12 protein-coding genes and 1 CRISPR repeat array are annotated in these 18,223 nt (G+C 51.6%); of the genes, 2 read left to right on the top strand and 10 right to left on the bottom strand.

The window, feature by feature from the left end; translation table 11 throughout:
• Positions 1-2: 2 nt before the first annotated feature.
• Together ACFOMG_RS06510 and ACFOMG_RS06505 are read right to left on the bottom strand one after the other, a co-directional pair.
• Positions 3-893, bottom strand: coding sequence for a DUF4194 domain-containing protein (locus ACFOMG_RS06510; RefSeq protein ID WP_376865534.1), 891 nt, complete (start codon positions 891-893; stop codon positions 3-5).
• Between the two features lie 16 nt (positions 894-909).
• Positions 910-2,433, bottom strand: a complete 1,524-nt coding sequence (locus tag ACFOMG_RS06505; RefSeq protein WP_376865533.1) for a Wadjet anti-phage system protein JetA family protein — start codon at positions 2,431-2,433, stop codon at positions 910-912.
• Between the two features lie 170 nt (positions 2,434-2,603).
• Between ACFOMG_RS06505 and ACFOMG_RS06500 the strand changes: the two genes are divergently transcribed.
• Positions 2,604-3,116 carry a hypothetical protein gene (locus tag ACFOMG_RS06500; RefSeq protein WP_376865531.1) on the top strand — a complete coding sequence of 171 codons (513 nt, stop codon included), beginning with the start codon at positions 2,604-2,606 and terminating at the stop codon, positions 3,114-3,116.
• Between the two features lie 75 nt (positions 3,117-3,191).
• Entirely contained in the window at positions 3,192-5,696 is a 2,505-nt protein-coding gene (locus ACFOMG_RS06495; protein ID WP_376865529.1) for a 7TM diverse intracellular signaling domain-containing protein, read from the top strand.
• A gap of 152 nt (positions 5,697-5,848) precedes the next feature.
• On the opposite strand, the gene ACFOMG_RS06490 is transcribed toward ACFOMG_RS06495, so the two are convergent.
• The 8 genes from ACFOMG_RS06490 to ACFOMG_RS06455 form a co-directional block, all read right to left on the bottom strand.
• Positions 5,849-6,163: a hypothetical protein gene (locus tag ACFOMG_RS06490; protein ID WP_376865528.1), complete on the bottom strand. Its 315-nt coding sequence runs from the start codon at positions 6,161-6,163 to the stop codon at positions 5,849-5,851.
• A 285-nt stretch (positions 6,164-6,448) separates the two neighbouring features.
• Positions 6,449-8,637: direct repeats of the CRISPR family, unit length 28 nt; unit sequence TTTCTAAGCCGCGTGTGCGGCGGCTAAC.
• A 138-nt stretch (positions 8,638-8,775) separates the two neighbouring features.
• Entirely contained in the window at positions 8,776-9,354 is a 579-nt protein-coding gene (gene cas6f / locus ACFOMG_RS06485) for a type I-F CRISPR-associated endoribonuclease Cas6/Csy4 (RefSeq protein WP_376865527.1), read from the bottom strand.
• 8 nt (positions 9,355-9,362) lie between these two features.
• Positions 9,363-10,391, bottom strand: coding sequence for a type I-F CRISPR-associated protein Csy3 (gene csy3, locus ACFOMG_RS06480; RefSeq protein WP_376865526.1), 1,029 nt, complete (start codon positions 10,389-10,391; stop codon positions 9,363-9,365).
• Between the two features lie 15 nt (positions 10,392-10,406).
• Positions 10,407-11,279, bottom strand: coding sequence for a type I-F CRISPR-associated protein Csy2 (gene csy2, locus ACFOMG_RS06475; protein ID WP_376865525.1), 873 nt, complete (start codon positions 11,277-11,279; stop codon positions 10,407-10,409).
• Complete coding sequence (locus tag ACFOMG_RS06470; protein ID WP_376865524.1) at positions 11,276-12,631, bottom strand: type I-F CRISPR-associated protein Csy1; 1,356 nt, start codon at positions 12,629-12,631, stop codon at positions 11,276-11,278. The genes csy2 and ACFOMG_RS06470 overlap by 4 nt, the downstream gene beginning before the upstream one ends.
• A gap of 20 nt (positions 12,632-12,651) precedes the next feature.
• Positions 12,652-16,038, bottom strand: a complete 3,387-nt coding sequence (gene cas3f, locus ACFOMG_RS06465) for a type I-F CRISPR-associated helicase Cas3f (RefSeq protein ID WP_376865523.1) — start codon at positions 16,036-16,038, stop codon at positions 12,652-12,654.
• Positions 16,035-16,985 (bottom strand): type I-F CRISPR-associated endonuclease Cas1f, encoded by a 951-nt coding sequence (cas1f, locus tag ACFOMG_RS06460; protein WP_376865521.1) that lies wholly within the window; start codon positions 16,983-16,985, stop codon positions 16,035-16,037. Before cas1f ends, cas3f begins: the two co-directional genes overlap by 4 nt.
• Positions 16,986-17,284: 299 nt before the next feature.
• Positions 17,285-18,193 (bottom strand): helix-turn-helix transcriptional regulator, encoded by a 909-nt coding sequence (locus ACFOMG_RS06455; protein WP_376865520.1) that lies wholly within the window; start codon positions 18,191-18,193, stop codon positions 17,285-17,287.
• Positions 18,194-18,223 lie beyond the last annotated feature (30 nt).

The raw sequence follows: 18,223 nt of genomic DNA, 5'->3' as shown, positions 1-18,223 counted from the left end.
TGTTATTCCCCGAATAAACTGGCTGGCGTTTCGTCGTTATCCGATTGCGCGTCTTCTGCTGCTTCAGCTTGAGCCTCTTCTGCGGTTTCAGCTTGAGCATCTTCTGCGGTTTCAGCTTGAGCGTCTTCTGCGGTTTCAGCTTCTGCATCCTCTGCATCCTCTGCATCCTCTGCATCCTCTGCTTCTTCTGCTTCTTCTGCTTCTTCTGCCGCGTCTGCGTTTCCGGCTGCTGCGGTGTCCTCCGCGGCAACAACCTCAGCGCCATCGTCGTCACCGGCCATCAGTTCCGACAACACCTGATCGCTGACGTAACTCATAATCATCGGCCGCACCCGCAACCACAGATCGCCGTCGGTAAGCTGGTCTTCGTTACTGATCTGCACCAGACGTAATTGTTTCAGCCGGCGAAACAGCTGTTTACGTTCGGTTAAATTATCCGGCAGTGTGCGCTTCAGCAGGTTTTTCATCGCAATCGCCAGGCTTTCCAGCGACACCATGACACAGCCCTGCTCGTCGACTAAACCTTCGCGCAGGGCCTTATCGTATTGCGCCCGTAATACGATGGTGAGCGCCACTTCACTCTGACTTAAACGGCTGCGGAATGCCTGATTACCAGACTGCTGCTGATCTTCATCCATACCCGGCACCTGAGCACCCGGCGGAAACAAGCGCACAAACTGGAAGCGCGGATCATGCTGGATGCGCACCCCCAGCACGGTTAAATAATCCGCCACCAGTTCTTCCAGGCGTAAATAACGGTCGTACAATTGTTGTTCGATCTGACTTTCGTCCCGGCAGATCACGCCGTAGTCGAGCAGCCGCACCACCAGCTCAGAAAATTCACGCTGGTTCAGGCCCTGCTTTTCTAATTCTTTATCGATTGCTTGTAACATATCGGTCCGTTCTCCGTTATTCCGCCGCTGGCGTTTGCGGAGTGTCTTTCAGTACCAGTTCAAAACTGAAGTGGTCTTTACGTTGAAAAAATTCAGCCGCCGCACCATCACTCTGGTGGGTGGTATTGGGTAATTCCGGGCCACAGCCGTCGGCATAGTCAATGCGGAATTCAAACTCGCTGGACAATCCGTCGGACGCGCCCAGGCCAATGGCATGCGACACCGCCAGGAAGTCCTGCGCGCTTTCGATCGGCAGATCACGGGTGGAAATTTTAGCGCCGGCGGTCAGATGGCGGCGCATATAAGAACGCAACGCCTGCTGGTTAACCAGAAACGCCTGGTCGAGTACTTGCTGGATATAAATGTCTTTCCGCGCATCCAGATCAAAGTCACCACTGCCATCATCCAGCCCGGCATCAACAATACGGCGGTTGCGGCTGGCGTGCAGTTTCACCGAGGCCGGATCAACAAAGGCCACTTCCGGCACCGCCATCATTTCCCCGGCCCGGGCCAATAACGCATCCTGCTGCGTTGCCGGTAGCGACGTCAGGTGTTTACACACCGACAACACATCATTGTGCTGCTGCGATGCCAGATAACTCATCTGACGGATAATAATATCGGCGCGTTTGGTGAAGCTCTGCAGCGCCCGGCGCAGGGCCGGCAACATCACATCGCTGGCGTTACGCAACCGCAATTCAATGCCATCGAGGATGTTCCATAATACCGACTGCCCCTGACGGGCCAGTTCCGGCAGCAGCTCACGCAGGCGTTTTTCTGCCGCGGCTTTAAACACTTTGTCTTTTTTACGGATGCCGGCAATTAAGCCGCTGATCTGATCGCGGTGTTTTTCGACATTATCGGCCGACAAACGCACCGACAGATCCGGCTGAAAGCGGTTTTCCATAAAATCGAAAAACGCTTCACTGGCACGTTGTACCAATAACTGATCTTCCATTTCCCGTACCAGATCGCGTTTACGTTCTTCCAGCTCAGCAATCACATCGGTGAAATCGCTGATAATACGTTCGGAATATTCGTAGGCGTCGAGCAGGTCGTATACATCACCCCGCTCCAGAAAAGATTCCAGCGAGTTACGGGTATTACGGGTGTTACGGTGCCGGGTACGGGCACTGGTACGGCTTTCAGCCACAAAAGGTTCGGTGAAGATACGGCCGTAACGACTGAAGGCAAACGTGCTTTGTAAGGTGGCTTCATCCACCTGTTTTTCCACCCAGCCATGTTCCTGTAACTGGTTCAGTACCCAGACGGCGTGTTCGCGGCTGTTTTTAAAGCGGCCTTCATGGCCAGCATCCGCGTCACTGTCGCCAGCGTCGTCGCCATCGGCCAGCTGCGGCGCCCGTATCAGCGCTTCCTGAAAAATTTCAACCATGGTGTCGCGTGCCAGTGCCTGGCCGTAATCGGCACTGCTGGAGCTGTACAGCCGCTGGTACAACTCGCGCAGACATTCCCTCACCTGAGCCCGGTATTTACCGGTAAGCGGGCGGAAAAACTGAACCCGTTCCTGTTCGAAAAACATACACTCTCAATAATGGCGCTGACTAAACCGGCCTAGATTACTGAAAGCGCGGCGCGAAAACCAGTTCTGCCAGCGGATAAAAAGCCGTTACCGCCTCCGCCGTTCCCCGGCGCACTAAACCGGGTATACTGAGGCCATAATCAACCACCACAGCAATGGCCAGCATCAGTATGCAAGAGCACACAGAAACCCGGGAAAAGGCGCTTTTTTACCAGATTGGTACGGAAAAACTGATTGAGCTGTCGCTGGCGACGTTTGGCTTATACGGCTTGTTGTGGAGTTATTACAACTGGCAACAACTGCAACGGCGCGACCCCGGCCTGAACCCGCCATTGCGCACCCTGCTGAGTGTGGTGTTTCAGCTCGACCTGTATCGCCGCGTCCACCAGCAATGCCGCGACGATAACGAAACCCCGCGCTGGCACCCGTACCGGGTGTTTGCCCTGTATCTGATTTTTACCCTGATGCCGATCTGGCTGCTGGCCACCGGTCACCCCTGGGGAGCCCTGGTGTTTATGCTGACCTTGCTCCCTAACCTGCTGGTGAACCAGGCGATTAACCTGATCCACGACAAACGCATGCACTTTTATGCTCAGAACACCGAACTGACCGGCCCGGAGTGGGCCACGCTTATTATTGGCCTGGTAATCTGGCTGACAGTGATGATTCGCGCGATCAGCTGAAGGCTGGAAAACCTCAGTCACAATGCGTATAAAACATCAATAACAACAAAAATAACGAATAACGGAAGGTGTGGTGTGGTTGTCACGAGTTCCCGGTTATCACAAATCCTGTTTCTGCTCGGCGCGCTGTTGTGTTGTGCTGTTGCCGCCGCCAATCCGGCACCGTTCGCCGCCGAAGATTCTGCCGCTGCGCCCGTTCTGACACTGCAACAGGCCGGCGCCAACGCCCTCGCGCCCTATGCCCGCTACCTCGAAGACCCGGACGCCCGGCTGACCGCAGAGCAGGCCTTTGCTGAACCCGACTGGCAACAACCGCAACACGATTACCTGAATTTTGGCTTCAGCAACTCGGCTTACTGGTTACGCAGCCGGATCACCAATCAGCTGCCCAACACCGACTGGCTGCTGCATATTCATTACCCGTCACTGGATTACGTCGACGCCTACCTCTGCCCGGTGGATCTGCCGCTGTCGGCCGGTGTCTGCCAGCATCAGCAGGGCGGCGATTTATCAACCTTTGATCAGCGGGCTTACCCTCACCCCGACATCACCCTGCCGCTTGATATCGCGGCCGGGCAGGAATATTGGTTATTGCTGCGGGTCCAGACCAGCGGCACCTTCCATCTGCCGATTGATATCAGCGACGCCACCAGCCTTGAGCGTGATTTATTACGCGACAGCCTGACCCGTGGCGGTTATCTCAGCGCCCTGCTGATTATGGGGCTGTATAACCTGTTTTTGTTTTTCTCCACCCGCGAACGCAGTTATTTATCCTACAGCGCCTTTGTCTTCACCTTTCTGATGTTCCATATGAGTTACACCGGGCTGGCGTTCCAGTGGTTATGGCCGGACAACCCGGATATCAATCGTTTTGTGCTGCCGGCAGCGTTTTCTCTCAGCCTGATTGCGATGACCATTTTCCCGGCCGACTTTCTTAACCTCCGGCAACACAGCCCCACCGCCTGGCAGTTATTCCGCGGCTACCGTCTGCTGGCGATCCTGATCCTGCTACTCAACCCCTTGCTGCCCTACGGCACCCTGGTGGCCTGGCAAAACGTGCTGGGTATGCTGATCGCCTTCAGCTGCCTGGTGATTGGTATTCGTTTCTGGCGTCGCGGACTCACCTCTGCGCGGTTTTTCACCATTGCCTGGGCGGTGTTTATCGCCGGGTTTATTATGGGTAACGCCGCAGGCATGGGTCTGATCCCCACCAATATGTTTACTCTGTATGGCTACCAGATCGGTTCATTTATCGAAATGGTATTGTTATCGCTGGCACTGGGCGAACGCATTACCCAGCTACAGAACGAACAACTGGAAAGCCGCAAAGCCCTGCTCGCCAGCCAGGAAGAAGCCATCCGCCATCTGCGCAATTACGAAGACCTGTACCAGAACTCCTACACCGGCCAGTTCCAGCTCGATGAACGACAAAACATCATCAAAGCCAACCCCGCCTGGTGCCGGTTGGTGGGGGTGAATAACCCGGGCCAGCTGGACGGTGACTTTCAGGATTTATTTGTCCGCGACAGCGACTACCAGCAACTGATGCAAACCTTACAAAGCCAGGCCGGGGTACAGGGGTTTATTACCCCCATCAGGGCGTATCACAGCGACCGTACCGTCATTGCCCGGTTGTCGTTGCGCCGTGCACTGGAAAGCGAAAGTGCCAGCTGGGTCGGTTCCGCCCAGGACATTACCGAAGCCTATCTGCAGGAAGCGCAACTGAAACAACTACAAGAGGAAAAAACCCAGTCGCTGCGGCAACTGGTGATGGGGGTGTCCCACGAAATGAACACCCCGCTGGGCAATATGCGCATGAGCAAAAGTTTTATCGAAGATCAGCTGCAGGAACTGCCCGGCGACCATCAGCAGCTATGCCAGCAGGGACTGGAGCACATCGATGCGTCATTACAACGCCTGATTGAACTGAACCAGCTGATGCAGGATGCGGTGGTAGTCACCAAAGATTACCAGCGATTAAGCATTGCCCTGCGCAGCTGGCTGCAGGACTGGCAACAACGACAGCAGCAGGAGTTCCGCGACATCCAGCTGCTGGTGGAAGTGCACAGCTTTGCCGCAGAATGGTACAGCTACCCCGAAGCACTGGAGAAAATTCTCAACCAGCTGGTACGCAACTCACTGAAACACAACCCCGGCCTGGCGGCGACGCAACAGCTGCAGGCCCGTATTTGCATCCGCGACGATCGTGATCACCTGCGTCTGCGTTACAGCGACAACGGCAAAGGCATCGACCCGCAACAACAGCAACAGATCTTTTTGCCGTTTTACACCACCCAGCGGCAACAGGCCTCACATAAAGGCCTCGGCCTGTACCAGACTTACAACCTGGTGACCGAACTGATGGGCGGCCGGATTGAATGGCCTGGCAGTGCCAATAACGGCCAGACCGGCATTCATAGAAACACTCATAACAACAGTAATACCAACACTCAGGCAACACACTGCCAGCACGATGAGTGTGATAACCGCCAGTGTGGCAGTAAACAGGGGAATAACGGCTTTGATGTTGAGCTGGTGTTTAGTCTGGAGAATGCCGACGCGGAGTCGGTATTACCGTAGGTTTTAGTCTTTTCGGGGACAAGGTCCCCTCCCACATCATCAAAACACTTCTCAATTCTGGAGCACTTCTCAATTGTGGGAGCACTTTTCAACTGTGGGAGCGGACCCTGTCCGCGATACTTGTTGTAGCTACACTTCGGGGAAAGTAACGCTCAGCGCCTGCGGCCAAAGAACCTGGCCAGCCCCTGCCACAGAACAATCAATGGATACGCCAACAGCACCAACGGATACATCAACCCAGGCAACAAAGCGAATAACAGACCGAGGAAAACAAACACAAACATGCCGAGCATGATAAAGCCCACCACCAAGGCGAACACCTCACCGACATCATGGCCGTGAAACTCCAGGTAAATCATCAGCGATGGAAAGCCTATGATCATTGCCAGCAAAAACAGTGCTCCCTGCCAGGAACGATGTTGATCTGCTTTTGGCTTTATATGGAGATTGCTGTTTTCTTTTTTCAATAAAGCGTCTCCTTGCGCCTATCTTCTTCACACATTCATTTATAGGTTTATGTAGGGTGGGTAAGCGCAGCGCAACCCACCGTTACAGCAACATTCAGCGCTTGCAGCCACCCACCACTGGAGTTGCGTGGGAGCGGACCCTGTCCGCGATAGCCATAGTCAGCGCTTGCGGCCAACAAATTAACCAAAATACCCCGCCAGCACCGAATGCTCGCCCAGCCGTTGGCCATCGTGCCGATCTGCGGCGGCTAACGTGTTACCTGGGCCGGTGTGATGTTACGCATATTTCTAAGCCGCGTGTGCGGCGGCTAACTACGTGCCCAGGCGCGGGCCGCTTTGTCTTGTTTTCTAAGCCGCGTGTGCGGCGGCTAACTTCACGGTGCTTTTTTTTCGTCCAGCCATTACATTTCTAAGCCGCGTGTGCGGCGGCTAACATTACAGACCTGTCTGGCATGTCTAACCGTTTTTTCTAAGCCGCGTGTGCGGCGGCTAACCTACAGGCACTGGAGCGACTGAGATTCCTCAATTTCTAAGCCGCGTGTGCGGCGGCTAACTACGCCAGCAACGCACAACGCACGGTTATTGCTTTCTAAGCCGCGTGTGCGGCGGCTAACTGGATGCGCCGCGTACTGGATAAAGAGGCAGCTTTCTAAGCCGCGTGTGCGGCGGCTAACTTGGCGACGGCGGCCCGGCCCTCTGAGATGCTTTTCTAAGCCGCGTGTGCGGCGGCTAACCGTCCGGGCGGTCAGATCCTGCTCATAATCGATTTCTAAGCCGCGTGTGCGGCGGCTAACGTGAAACAGTGACGCAATCAACCTGACCTGACTTTCTAAGCCGCGTGTGCGGCGGCTAACAGTCCACTGCGCCCATCTGGGTTGCAGTTTCTTTTCTAAGCCGCGTGTGCGGCGGCTAACATTGGGCAATGATGGCTGCGTCAGCTTTGAGTTTTCTAAGCCGCGTGTGCGGCGGCTAACGCGGTGGATGAGGTCATCACCGCCACGGTGAGTTTCTAAGCCGCGTGTGCGGCGGCTAACGGCGCACGGATTGAGGTGGCGTATTCGTCGCTTTTCTAAGCCGCGTGTGCGGCGGCTAACTGCTGCAGCAGCATCAGGAGCGCTCGTCTGCTTTTCTAAGCCGCGTGTGCGGCGGCTAACACCAAAACGTTACGGATCGAAAATCAGAACCTTTTCTAAGCCGCGTGTGCGGCGGCTAACGGCTGGTCCAATCGTTGTCAATGTTGGTACGTTTTCTAAGCCGCGTGTGCGGCGGCTAACATGGATGAGGCGCTGAGTGCGGCGCAGCAGGCTTTCTAAGCCGCGTGTGCGGCGGCTAACACCTCACAGCGCACCGTCAGATCACGATCACATTTCTAAGCCGCGTGTGCGGCGGCTAACACGGTTTGGCGCACAACGGCTGAGCCACCACCTTTCTAAGCCGCGTGTGCGGCGGCTAACCCTATCCCGCATTCCGCAACCCCCCGAGTAATTTTCTAAGCCGCGTGTGCGGCGGCTAACACAAACGAAGTAACCGGCTTTCAGACGTTCCCTTTCTAAGCCGCGTGTGCGGCGGCTAACATCTGCGGCGGTGTCACTCTACACGTCCTGATTTTCTAAGCCGCGTGTGCGGCGGCTAACTTACCCGCCCGTACATGACGTTGGAGGAGTACTTTCTAAGCCGCGTGTGCGGCGGCTAACCTTATGCTCGATAATGGCTTTCGTGTTGTGGTTTTCTAAGCCGCGTGTGCGGCGGCTAACTTTCCAGCCACCTCAGCCAATCCTTGAATTAATTTCTAAGCCGCGTGTGCGGCGGCTAACTCCGCCAGCAGGGTTTTCAGCGCGCTGTTGGTTTTCTAAGCCGCGTGTGCGGCGGCTAACTTTTGTGCCAGCCGTGTTTCTTCAGGTGTACATTTCTAAGCCGCGTGTGCGGCGGCTAACTCCTGAGTGAGCCCGACGGCGGCGCGATGGTTTTTCTAAGCCGCGTGTGCGGCGGCTAACACGCCGTGCATTCAGCGCGGCCGACCCTCAATTTTCTAAGCCGCGTGTGCGGCGGCTAACGGTCATCGCGGGCGCAGGTTATTAATTATGCATTTCTAAGCCGCGTGTGCGGCGGCTAACGGCATCCTTTCCATCGGTACGCTCGATGTCCATTTCTAAGCCGCGTGTGCGGCGGCTAACAGCGGGTTATCGCTGTGCCACTCCTCTGCCCTTTTCTAAGCCGCGTGTGCGGCGGCTAACACTTGATTGACGAAGCCCGTAATTACCATGAATTTCTAAGCCGCGTGTGCGGCGGCTAACACCGGAAAACACAGGGGAACGTAAAACCGAAATTTCTAAGCCGCGTGTGCGGCGGCTAACCTGAATTATCAATCCGCAATATGGATCTGCTGTTTCTAAGCCGCGTGTGCGGCGGCTAACAAATTACAGGCGCTGGATCTGCAGGAGTCGCTTTTCTAAGCCGCGTGTGCGGCGGCTAACTAGAGTTTGTATTACAAAAAAACAGTTGCATCAAGTGCTTAACTTCTTTTTTCTTGAAATAGGAAAGTTTTAGCCTCTGATGCAACCATTTGATTTTACTCATATTTTTAAAGAGCACTTTTAAAAGGGTAAACACCCTCAAAATTTTGGGACCCTCCCCCCTTTGCTCAGACCATATACACTGAAGCCACCATCACCGCTTTCGACCTCTTCCACTCTGATATTGATACGGAAGCGATTGCTATTACTCAGGCTTTGCAACTGAACATAAGGGCTTTTGGGAATAAAGTCGGTAGAGCCTCTTTCCTGCCACTGGGCCAGTGCGGCCTCATAACTGATTCCTTTTTTAATTGCAGAGCGGCGGGCACGGCGCTCAATGCCGGTTTTTTCGCGCCAACGACTCACGCGCATATAGCCTTCTACCGATTCAGGGACATCACGAATGGAGGTGATGTGAACATAATCCAGCAATCGTGAAAGCTTGCCCGGCAGATCTAACGCCTGCAGGCGTTCTGAGCTTGGAGCAAAGACTCTCAGCTTTCTTCCCAGGCCTTTATTAAGGTCATATTGGGGAAAACTGATGCCTATATCGGTCAGATTATTGCCTTTCTGTGTTTCCACCAGCGCCAGGTGCAACTGGGTGTAGACCTTACTCCAGAGGAAATAATGGCCAATGTCATCACCAGGCAGCAATGTCAGTTCTTGGTAGACTTTCATAGGCGTTCCTATTTATCACTTTCGCCAAACACACCACCACGCACTAATACCGCCATCACATAGTGTTCGTCTTCTACTCGGTTCAATTTTTCACCACGGGCCCAGCCATCAAAGAAGGTGTAAAAGTCTTGCTTATCCTTCGGTGTACGGAACGCTTTGCCCAGGTTAGTGACAGCACCGTAAGGCTCAATGGCGATCGGGCCTGCACTTTGCTCAACATCATCAAAAGCGGGATACCAGGTATCAATGGTGCGTAGTGCATTACCGAGTTTCTGCGAATGCATGGCAGCAATGCCGTCAACGGCATACAGTATTTTGCTTTTGTTGCCCTTGCCTTTATCCAGAACTAATTCTTCACTCGGGTATACTTCCTGCGCTTTTCCAACCTGTACATAGCAGCAGATATCCAGCATCAGAAAATCATCGTCACTGGCTAATGCCGTCGCGATACGCGCTGCCAGTGCATTGACTTGCTGGTCGTCGGCATCAAAGTTCCGGGTGCTAAACTGAGTCGCGTCAAATGTCCACTCCTGCTGCTGGTTGTTATTCAGCGCTTTCACATTCACTTCAATGTTTTCTGCCCCCACGCGGTTACGCCACAGGAAACGTGCATTGGCAATATTCAGTGCGTAACGACGCGCCAGTTCTTTAAAGCCTTCATTTTCGACATATTGCTTCGCCGCCTTCTGATAGCTCTGTTTAAACGCTGCGTTATTGCAGGCTGACGGCTCAGCAATGCCACCCAGTATTTTTAAAGTAAAATGTAATTTGAGTGTGTCTTGCTCCGGGGCTAACGAGCAAGCATCAACTGTCTGTAAGTTCGCTTTTTCAACCTCGCTATTGAGCTTTGCCGGATCTTTTTGAATCGCTGGTTTCAGACGATTTGAAATGGTGCCACGCACTGATTTTTCTTGCAGTGCCAGTGCGCTACTTTGATCGTTACGCTGCTCCCAAACGGTTCCATACATATAACCATCTGAAGGCACCAGTTTTTTCTCAAATGCCAGTACGGATGCAATGTTCTCTTTCTTTGCCATGATCTTTCTCCTTGATTAAAAGTACTGTTCAGTCTGTGTCTGTTCGCACAGATAAAGGTTGTTTTCCAGGTCCGCCTGATATTGCCAAAGCAATTCTTCTACGGCTTCCAATTGATAAGGCATTTTAAATTCGCCCAGCGTCACCAGGCTTTCGGCAAACCGATGCGGGGTATCAGAATCACGACTGTTTTTAGCCGAGCCGATGTCGCTGATTCCGTGAAATCCGGTTGCCACCGGAACCAACCAGCCACCGTGTTTGCGCTGTCGCTGCCAGCTTACCTGGCCATTATCAGTCTGATGACAGTGATTGCGCACCGTTAAATAACTCAGTAATGCATCCAGCGCATCCGGCATGGTCGTCATCGCCTCTTCCATCAAATCGCGGCGCTCGACAATGGCATAACCCGGCATCAGCCGATTTTTCAGCGTGCTGAAATCATCAGTAATCCGAACCGGTGAAAAACTCAAAATATCCCCTGCGGCCATTTTCATTCTGCCGCCCAGACTCCGTTCAACAATTTCTTTGAGTTGCTCTTGTTCGGACCCGCTGAGCTCAGGAATTGAAATCACCAGGCTAACGCCTAAGTGGCAGCGGGCTTCTTCAATAAAAGCTGGCCGGGAACCTGTTTTATCCAGTGGATTAGCCGTGCCGCCAATAGAATGTACAAAATCACCTGGCCCCTGATAGGTCTGTAAATCGAACTCATGACAGACCACGCCTGTTTTCTCAAAACAGACGTCCAGCCCACTTTGATTAACCTTCCGTTGTAATGCGTGAACAGCACCTAGCCAGGCCGTCATGGCAGGAAAGCCGATGGTAAATGGGCTGGACAGGGCATTGGCGTTTTGAATTTTAATATGCGGTATCACCAACAGATCGCGACTCATCGGAATGCCTCCTGATATTGTTCAACAAAGCTCTGAATAAATTGAATTTCAGCGTCTCCCAATACCGCAGCCTCTTTGTTCGTGCGCTGATGGCCTGTGATGATCCAGTCGCGAATTTTGGTTGTGAGTTCAGCGAGCCAATCATCCTGCTGCTGGCGCAGCTCTGAGAACTCATCAAGTAACCAGATCTTCTGGTATCGCGGTAGCAATGATGTGTCTTCGCGATATTGTGTTTTCGCGATACGACGAACCTGCCACATACTGTCAATAACTAAATCGGTCAGTTGCTGCAGACGGTTATCACGACCAGAGCGCAGGTTTTTTAATGGGATTTTGCCATCGCTTTTCGGGGCCAGGAAAATCTGATTCAGGGCCCTGAAAGCTTCTCTCCCGTGACTATAACGAATATTACTTTGAAAAAAGTCTTTCTTCGGAAATTGCACATCACGCTGTTCAAGAGCTGGCGGAACCGACAACAGCAAATGCGCTTTACCGCCATTCTGGTTATTCAGCACACTGATATTTTGCGGTTTGGTGCCGCCATAACCAATGGTGGTCAGGCCATAAATTTCGTCAAATGGCTGATCGAAGTATTCATTCTTTCGGCGTTTATCTCGCGCCTGTTTCAGTTCATCTTTGGTTAATACGTCTGCTTCATACGTATTCTTACCCACCTCTTCTTCGTCGATACCAAACCGAATAGCATCCAGTCGTTTACGACATTCGAAGACGATACCTGAGTTGGTTAATAGTGAAAGCTGGTGATAATCACCGCTATTATTGAGAGGGAAATACACCTGCTTGATACGAGAGTTTGTTTCTTGATTCTCTTCCTTGAACATAGCTTTTAGAGACTCTTTAGATTTTTGCAAATCAAGGTTATCCACCTTCAAAAAATCATCAAGATAAGAGGAATCGTTTATTAAATGATCATAAAAACGACGACCATCTGACAAAACTAATGACAGCAGCGCTCCAACTTCTCCGATAGTATTTACCTCAGTGCCATTTCCAGTCGAGTCAAGATCTATCCCTTTTACATTCCCAGTTCTTAACAGCCCATCATTTTCACACTTACCTTCAAATATTATTGGAGTTACAAAGGTTTTCTTAGACCGACTAGTCTTGCTACTTCCTGTATCTGGGTGAGTCATTTTTGAAACATGACTGACTAAAGACCTTTTATAGCTATTCTCAAATGCAAATCTCAGCCAATTCTCTCGTGAATACAGCTCTTCGCACTCCAACTTCTTCTGACGTATTTTTTGCTCATCCTTTGACGATTTAAGCTCTTTGGAAAGCCAAGCCTTCTTTCGTTCTTCGAAAAAGGCGTGTATTACCGGATCTGGCATAAGTCCTCCCTTTATTCCCATTAAATTTCTTTAAACAGCCCAAGCTGATCGTTATAGAGCCAGGTGTTTTCACTTTCCCTGGGTAATATTTCGCCATAACGCAGACTGGCCCATAAAAGGCTGATATTCCTTAATTCAGCCTGTTGTGTGATCAGGTCGTCATAACTGCGTTGTAACCAAAGACGGCTGCTTTGCTGCAGCGTTAAAACGACGCGCTCTATCTTGTGTGCCCTTTCCCGGTCACTTAATTCGCCATTTTCCAAACGCAGGGGTTTTCCTGTCACATCTTTTTCGATAAAAAATGGCGCGTCGGACTCTTGCTGTACTAAATACAAGGCGATGCCAGGCTCACTCAGGCGAAACGGCACACGGTATTGACAAAGACTGGTTAAATACCAGTGATGAGAAAGGAAACCATGCAAGGTATCGGGTCTTCCTGAATCAGTGCTGCATAAATCAGCAGCAATCGCGGCATGCTCAAGCATAGCCAGCCGACTGCCTGAGTCACTCGCATTAATCCGGACCGCTGCATTGAATTGCTTTGCCGCATTCGGAACATCGATCAGGTTGCTCACATCATGCTCAGCTAGCTTCAATAGTCGTTTCTTTCCAGCGATCTCCGCTGACTGCCCCGTTTCATATCCAGGCCGTAAAAAATAACACTGACCTTTTTTATCGTCATCTTTCAACGCCTTCCAGTTGTACTGCAAAACCGCAATATTCGGTTGTTCAACCGCACTCGTACGATGTCGCCGAACCCGTCCGGCCATTTGTACCAATGACCGATAGGAGGAAGGCTCAATAATCGCCCAGTCGAAATCATGATCCCGCCCCACTTCTTCAACCGGAGTCGCGACCAGAATAAACATCAAGTGATGACAACCTTGTTTCTCTGCATCAGCGATATGTCGTTGAATCGTTCGATTGGTTAACGCCTGAGGTGGCTCTCCGGGGCTTTCTTTGCGCTTCAGCACCTGATCAAGGTGAGACTCTTGGGCGTTACGTAACAACAAGACTTGTTGGCTGTGATATGGCATCACGCGAATCGCGTAATCAGAAGCAACCCGACAATCAAGCAAATATCGCGTCAACGACAGCGCCGGATTAATATTCGCCATACGCACTACGCCAAACGAGATCGTCAATCCGCTTACGCTGCAGCTCCAGCCATGGCGTTGGTGCAATACCATCGCGGTATCGATGATTGTTTGCTGATAACCCTGAGTTTTACGTATTTCATCCTCATTTAACAGTGACTTGCAGGGGATTATTTCCAAACGCCGCTTCGCTGGTTCTTTGGCCAGGTTTTTTACGCGAGTGTCGACAAATTTCTGATGACTGGCACGATAATATTCCAGTAGTAATTGCTGGTCAGTTGCGTAGTGACTGGCGACCTGGGTTTTAAATTCATCAATCCAGGCACAGCCAACTTTGGTACTTTTGTTACGCATGCGAGCGTATTGCTGCCAACCCAGCTGATAGGTTTTGAAGTAACCTTCGGCCATTGCAGGGGGAATAGTCGCAGAGGAAATCATGACTTTTCTGCCAAGCATCCCAGCCAGATGAATCAGCCGACCAATGGCAATCGAATCGTTTCCGGTGAAGTCATCAATTTCATCGATCACCAGATCAGACGACATCAGGCGTAAGCTCGGCAAGATATAGCGCCCGCCTCGTTTGGTCGTCACCGCAGCCATCAGATGGTCGATGGTACACGCAAGCACCGGAGCGTGAAAAAAAGCGAGATCCTTAGGCGTCGACAATAGAGTCGTCAGGCCTTCTTCGGGGATCTCTCCGTCATAGACAACCTGATCCGAAGTATCGAGCAGTGTCTGCGCCGATTCGGAGCCATTTTCTTCCTCAAGACTGTCATCTTCGGGTCGCCTTTCCGATTCACCGGCTGAGTTTTTCTGTTCATGCAGCTCTTTCACGGCTTTAGAGCCAATTAAAACGGCAAGATCACTGCCATCACTATCATTGCTGAATATTTTCTCCCGGTATTCGTCTCCGGTCTGTAATGTCAGTGTTCTTAATCCCAGCGCGAGAATAAAGCGCAGACTGTCGCCATCGCTCGACAAGCACCGCATCACTTTAGCATTGGCAAAGGTTTTTCCGCAGCCAGTGCCGGCCATATTAACGGCAAAGAACCCTTGTTGATGAGCATCCGCTTCGCTCTTTTGCCAGACTTTTATACGTTCAACCGCTTTGTCTTGCCAGCCGAAAGCTCCTGAGCTGCGCTTTTTAAGAGCTGCGGTGTCATGGCTTGTTAAACCATGCTTTTCAATAACGGGAAAAAGCCGCGTATTCTTTTTAGCCTGTGCGCAAACCCCCAGTAAATGCTGGTCAAGGTATTGATTCGGGATATTGCTTTTGCAAAACCCCTTACCGTCTGGCTTCTTCTTACTTTGTGTATTGGCTATCAGCTGTTTCTGCCCAGCCCATGGGCCATTTACTTGTTTTGATGAATAGCAATGATCAGCCAACATCAGGCTTAAACGGCAATGGTGTAGCAACAAGCGTATAACGCCGTCTTTTTCTGCCTGCTCAACCAGAGGCTGTAATTCAATCAGCTTCCTGGCCCAGCGTTTCACCTCTTTCAACCATTTTGTTGATCCCGAAAGTGCGCCATGCTCAAACGTCAGGCAATCATTAAGCGTCGCGTGTGCCTGTGGGTTCGCGTATCCCCACTCCTGATCAATGCAGTCCAGTACATCGGACAGAGCAGAAGCGGAAGATCCGGAAAATTCCTTCAGATATGGAAGTCGATGATGAGAAAGAATCAGCCAGCTGATTAACTGGGCGGTAATCGGTAACTTGCTCAGCGGTTTCTCATCTTGATTACTTAACGCCTTCACGTTGGGAAGCTGACCACTGGCCAATTGTTCTAACCACTTTAGGTCGGTGCCAGATTCATTTTCTGATAACAGTTTTCGCAATAAAAGACAGGATAAATACTCATGCCTCAGCGCGTCTCCGGCGGGCTTACCTGAAGTATCCAACAGTTTTTGTTGAAACTGCTTATTGGCCTTACCCCAGTCATGCAGTAACGCTGCCAGTGCAGACAAGGCCTGGATCAGCGGTAAATACAACCAGTCGGCGGCATCATCCCGCAAGGTTCGATTCACCTGGGTAGAATTCACTGGCACTCTTCCATCCAGATCAAACGCCGATTTTTTACCGACCACCCAGATCAATTCAGTGCGATTACGGGTTTTTATTTGGTGACAACTGACTGCGGTACTTTTACTGGCGGTTTTCCGCAGTAATTTCCGCACCGCCTGCAATCCTTCAGCCGTAATTACCGTCTGCCAGGCGTTGTCGCCGATTCGATTAGCAAACGCATCCAGTACCCGTCGTGTTTTCTTGAGGGCGTTTTTTTCGCATTGAGAGATAAATGTGACAATCATGATTCAAAGCTGCCAGTCAGAGCGGTATTTTTTACTTCGTCAAACAAGAACTCTAACGCCTTGTGGTCTGTGAACGCTTGCAGGCACTGCTGGCGGAATTCCTGTTCCGTTGCATTCTCTTTAGCGCAGATAAACGCCCAGGGAAGAATCAGAGTGTCTTTAATCAGATCTGCGACATCAAACACCAATGCACCACGGCGGGTTTTGCCATGCATCACAGCAAAGCCATGGGGAATACCCAGCACCCACAAGGTAGTCGCCGCCAAACCGTAAGCGAGATAATTGCCGTGATTGAGAAACGCGTTCGCGAGGTCTTCTGCATCACGCTCACGAGTAAAATCGCCATAGCCGATGCGGTTAACGGCAATCTTATATAACTGCTTGGTGGTCCGGGCTTCACACTGCAGCAATTCGGTGACGCTCTCTGCGCTTTCAATTTGTGCAGAAAAGTGCTTTAGCAAGGAGTCGATATCAACATCATCAATGCGAAAGCCTGCTTGCTGCAAGTCCCGGTCTTTATGCCAGACCCTATGCATAAAACGGATACGCGCCTGCTGAAACTGCTTTGCGGCGGACAGACGTTTTTCATCATCAAACCAAAAACTCATCCAACCCTGAAGATATTCGGTCGGACGGTATTCACTTTGTGGTGTCAGCCATTCAATTTCTGTGGCCATCAGTAACGGTGTTCCACCGCCACCACAAAAACCGACCAACACCCCAGCCTGTGCCAACATCCTCATTGCCGCCTGGGTAATGGAAGTACCTGTGCCCAGGAGGAGACAAGTGGTATTAGCGATCGGTATATTCCAGTATTGATTCTCGTTCTGAGCTTCTGTCAAATACAGCACTCGCCCATCTTTTTGCATCACCCGGCATTTTTCCAGGTAATAAATATTGGCGCGCTTCGAATGCAATATCGCCTTTAAATCCGTAAGTTGCTCCATAGCCCAGACCACCAAACCTTAATTATATAATTGCCATCCCTGGCAGCGTGTCTTCCCTGTACTTCCCTGTCGTGCCTTTTTTGCTGTTACCTTTTTTGCCAACCATCGACATAGGGCGGTATCAGCAGCACCCTGGCACTGACTTCCTGTCTGCGTCCTGCCTGAGCTATTGAGCCAAAACCTTATAATGACGACAATAGCTGGGGATTTTTACAGGTCAGATTTTTGGACACTCCCGAGAGTATTTCAGCTCCGGGGTGTGTCAGTGCCTTGTGTACCGATCTGCTTTTGCTCCCCTGTTAGCGTAATAACAGCCCCTGCTCCGTCAGTGATTGATGGCTGTCTGGGGTGAGTACAATTTGTTGCGCTTGTGGGTTTTCGCGATAGCGGTCGAGGCGCAGCTGCGCCAGCAGGTACATTAACAAAGCGGCACGCACCTGATACACACGCTGCCAGCCTGATGTGGCGTGGCCGTCGACAGCGCTGTGTGGCTGCATATCGTAGTCCATCGCCACAATGGCCTGTTGCGCACTGCTTAAGCGGCTATCAGGCTGAATGGCAAAGGAGACCTGACGATGCCATAACTCATCCTCCTTCTGGCTCTGCTGCGCCGCCCCTTCTACACCAAAAATATTGCGCACCCGGGACAATACAAAGTCGCGAAATTGTTGGTTTTTTTCACACCAGGCACGGGCATGCCAGCGCTGGCCATCGTGCACCAGGCTGTGGGGCGAGATAATACGCTCTTCAAATTCCGGGCTGGTGATACTGGCGTAATGAATATCCAGCCGTTGCTGGCCTTTAATCGCCTGCAGTATCGCCCGAACACTGTGTGGTTGTGGTTGATGATGGACGCTGCTGAGGTGATACAGCGCACTTGTCGAATTTTGCGACACACTCACGTCGGTTATCTGGCTAACACCGGGCAGGCGGCTGTATTCATCCAGGCTGCCCAGGCTGTAAAACACACGAAAGCCGTCGCTGGGCTGATAACCACGGACGCGGGGGCAATAATCGAGATTGTCCGGATGTTGTTGCTGATATTCGTTGAGTAATGCACTGGCTGACTGACGGCTGATGCCAAACGCCGAACATAAATTGCTGGTATTTACCTGGCCGGTCCATTGCGCCACCAGCTCCAGTAAGCGCCACGCCTGAGGGCGTTTATCCAGCGGTGAAGATGATAAGGCAGGCTGCTGATCCGTCATGATGTGTTCCTGGTGTGTCCATGTTGCGTA

This window comes from Bacterioplanoides pacificum (assembly GCF_042648445.1).
In the GTDB taxonomy this organism is placed as follows: Bacteria; Pseudomonadota; Gammaproteobacteria; order Pseudomonadales; family Oceanobacteraceae; genus Bacterioplanoides; species Bacterioplanoides pacificum.
Note: the sequence above shows the minus strand (reverse complement) of the source record. Positions and strands in the feature narration are given on the sequence as shown.

Bases quoted from the DNA above. Each gene is read 5' to 3' on its own strand.
- ACFOMG_RS06505 (WP_376865533.1), bottom strand. From the start codon at position 2,433: ATGTTTTTCGAACAGGAACGGGTTCAGTTTTTCCGCCCGCTTACCGGT.
- cas6f (WP_376865527.1), bottom strand. From the start codon at position 9,354: ATGAAAGTCTACCAAGAACTGACATTGCTGCCTGGTGATGACATTGGC.
- cas3f (WP_376865523.1), bottom strand. From the start codon at position 16,038: ATGATTGTCACATTTATCTCTCAATGCGAAAAAAACGCCCTCAAGAAA.
- ACFOMG_RS06500 (WP_376865531.1), top strand. From the start codon at position 2,604: ATGCAAGAGCACACAGAAACCCGGGAAAAGGCGCTTTTTTACCAGATT.
- csy3 (WP_376865526.1), bottom strand. From the start codon at position 10,391: ATGGCAAAGAAAGAGAACATTGCATCCGTACTGGCATTTGAGAAAAAA.
- ACFOMG_RS06455 (WP_376865520.1), bottom strand. From the start codon at position 18,193: ATGACGGATCAGCAGCCTGCCTTATCATCTTCACCGCTGGATAAACGC.
- cas1f (WP_376865521.1), bottom strand. From the start codon at position 16,985: ATGGAGCAACTTACGGATTTAAAGGCGATATTGCATTCGAAGCGCGCC.
- ACFOMG_RS06510 (WP_376865534.1), bottom strand. From the start codon at position 893: ATGTTACAAGCAATCGATAAAGAATTAGAAAAGCAGGGCCTGAACCAG.
- ACFOMG_RS06470 (WP_376865524.1), bottom strand. From the start codon at position 12,631: ATGCCAGATCCGGTAATACACGCCTTTTTCGAAGAACGAAAGAAGGCT.
- csy2 (WP_376865525.1), bottom strand. From the start codon at position 11,279: ATGAGTCGCGATCTGTTGGTGATACCGCATATTAAAATTCAAAACGCC.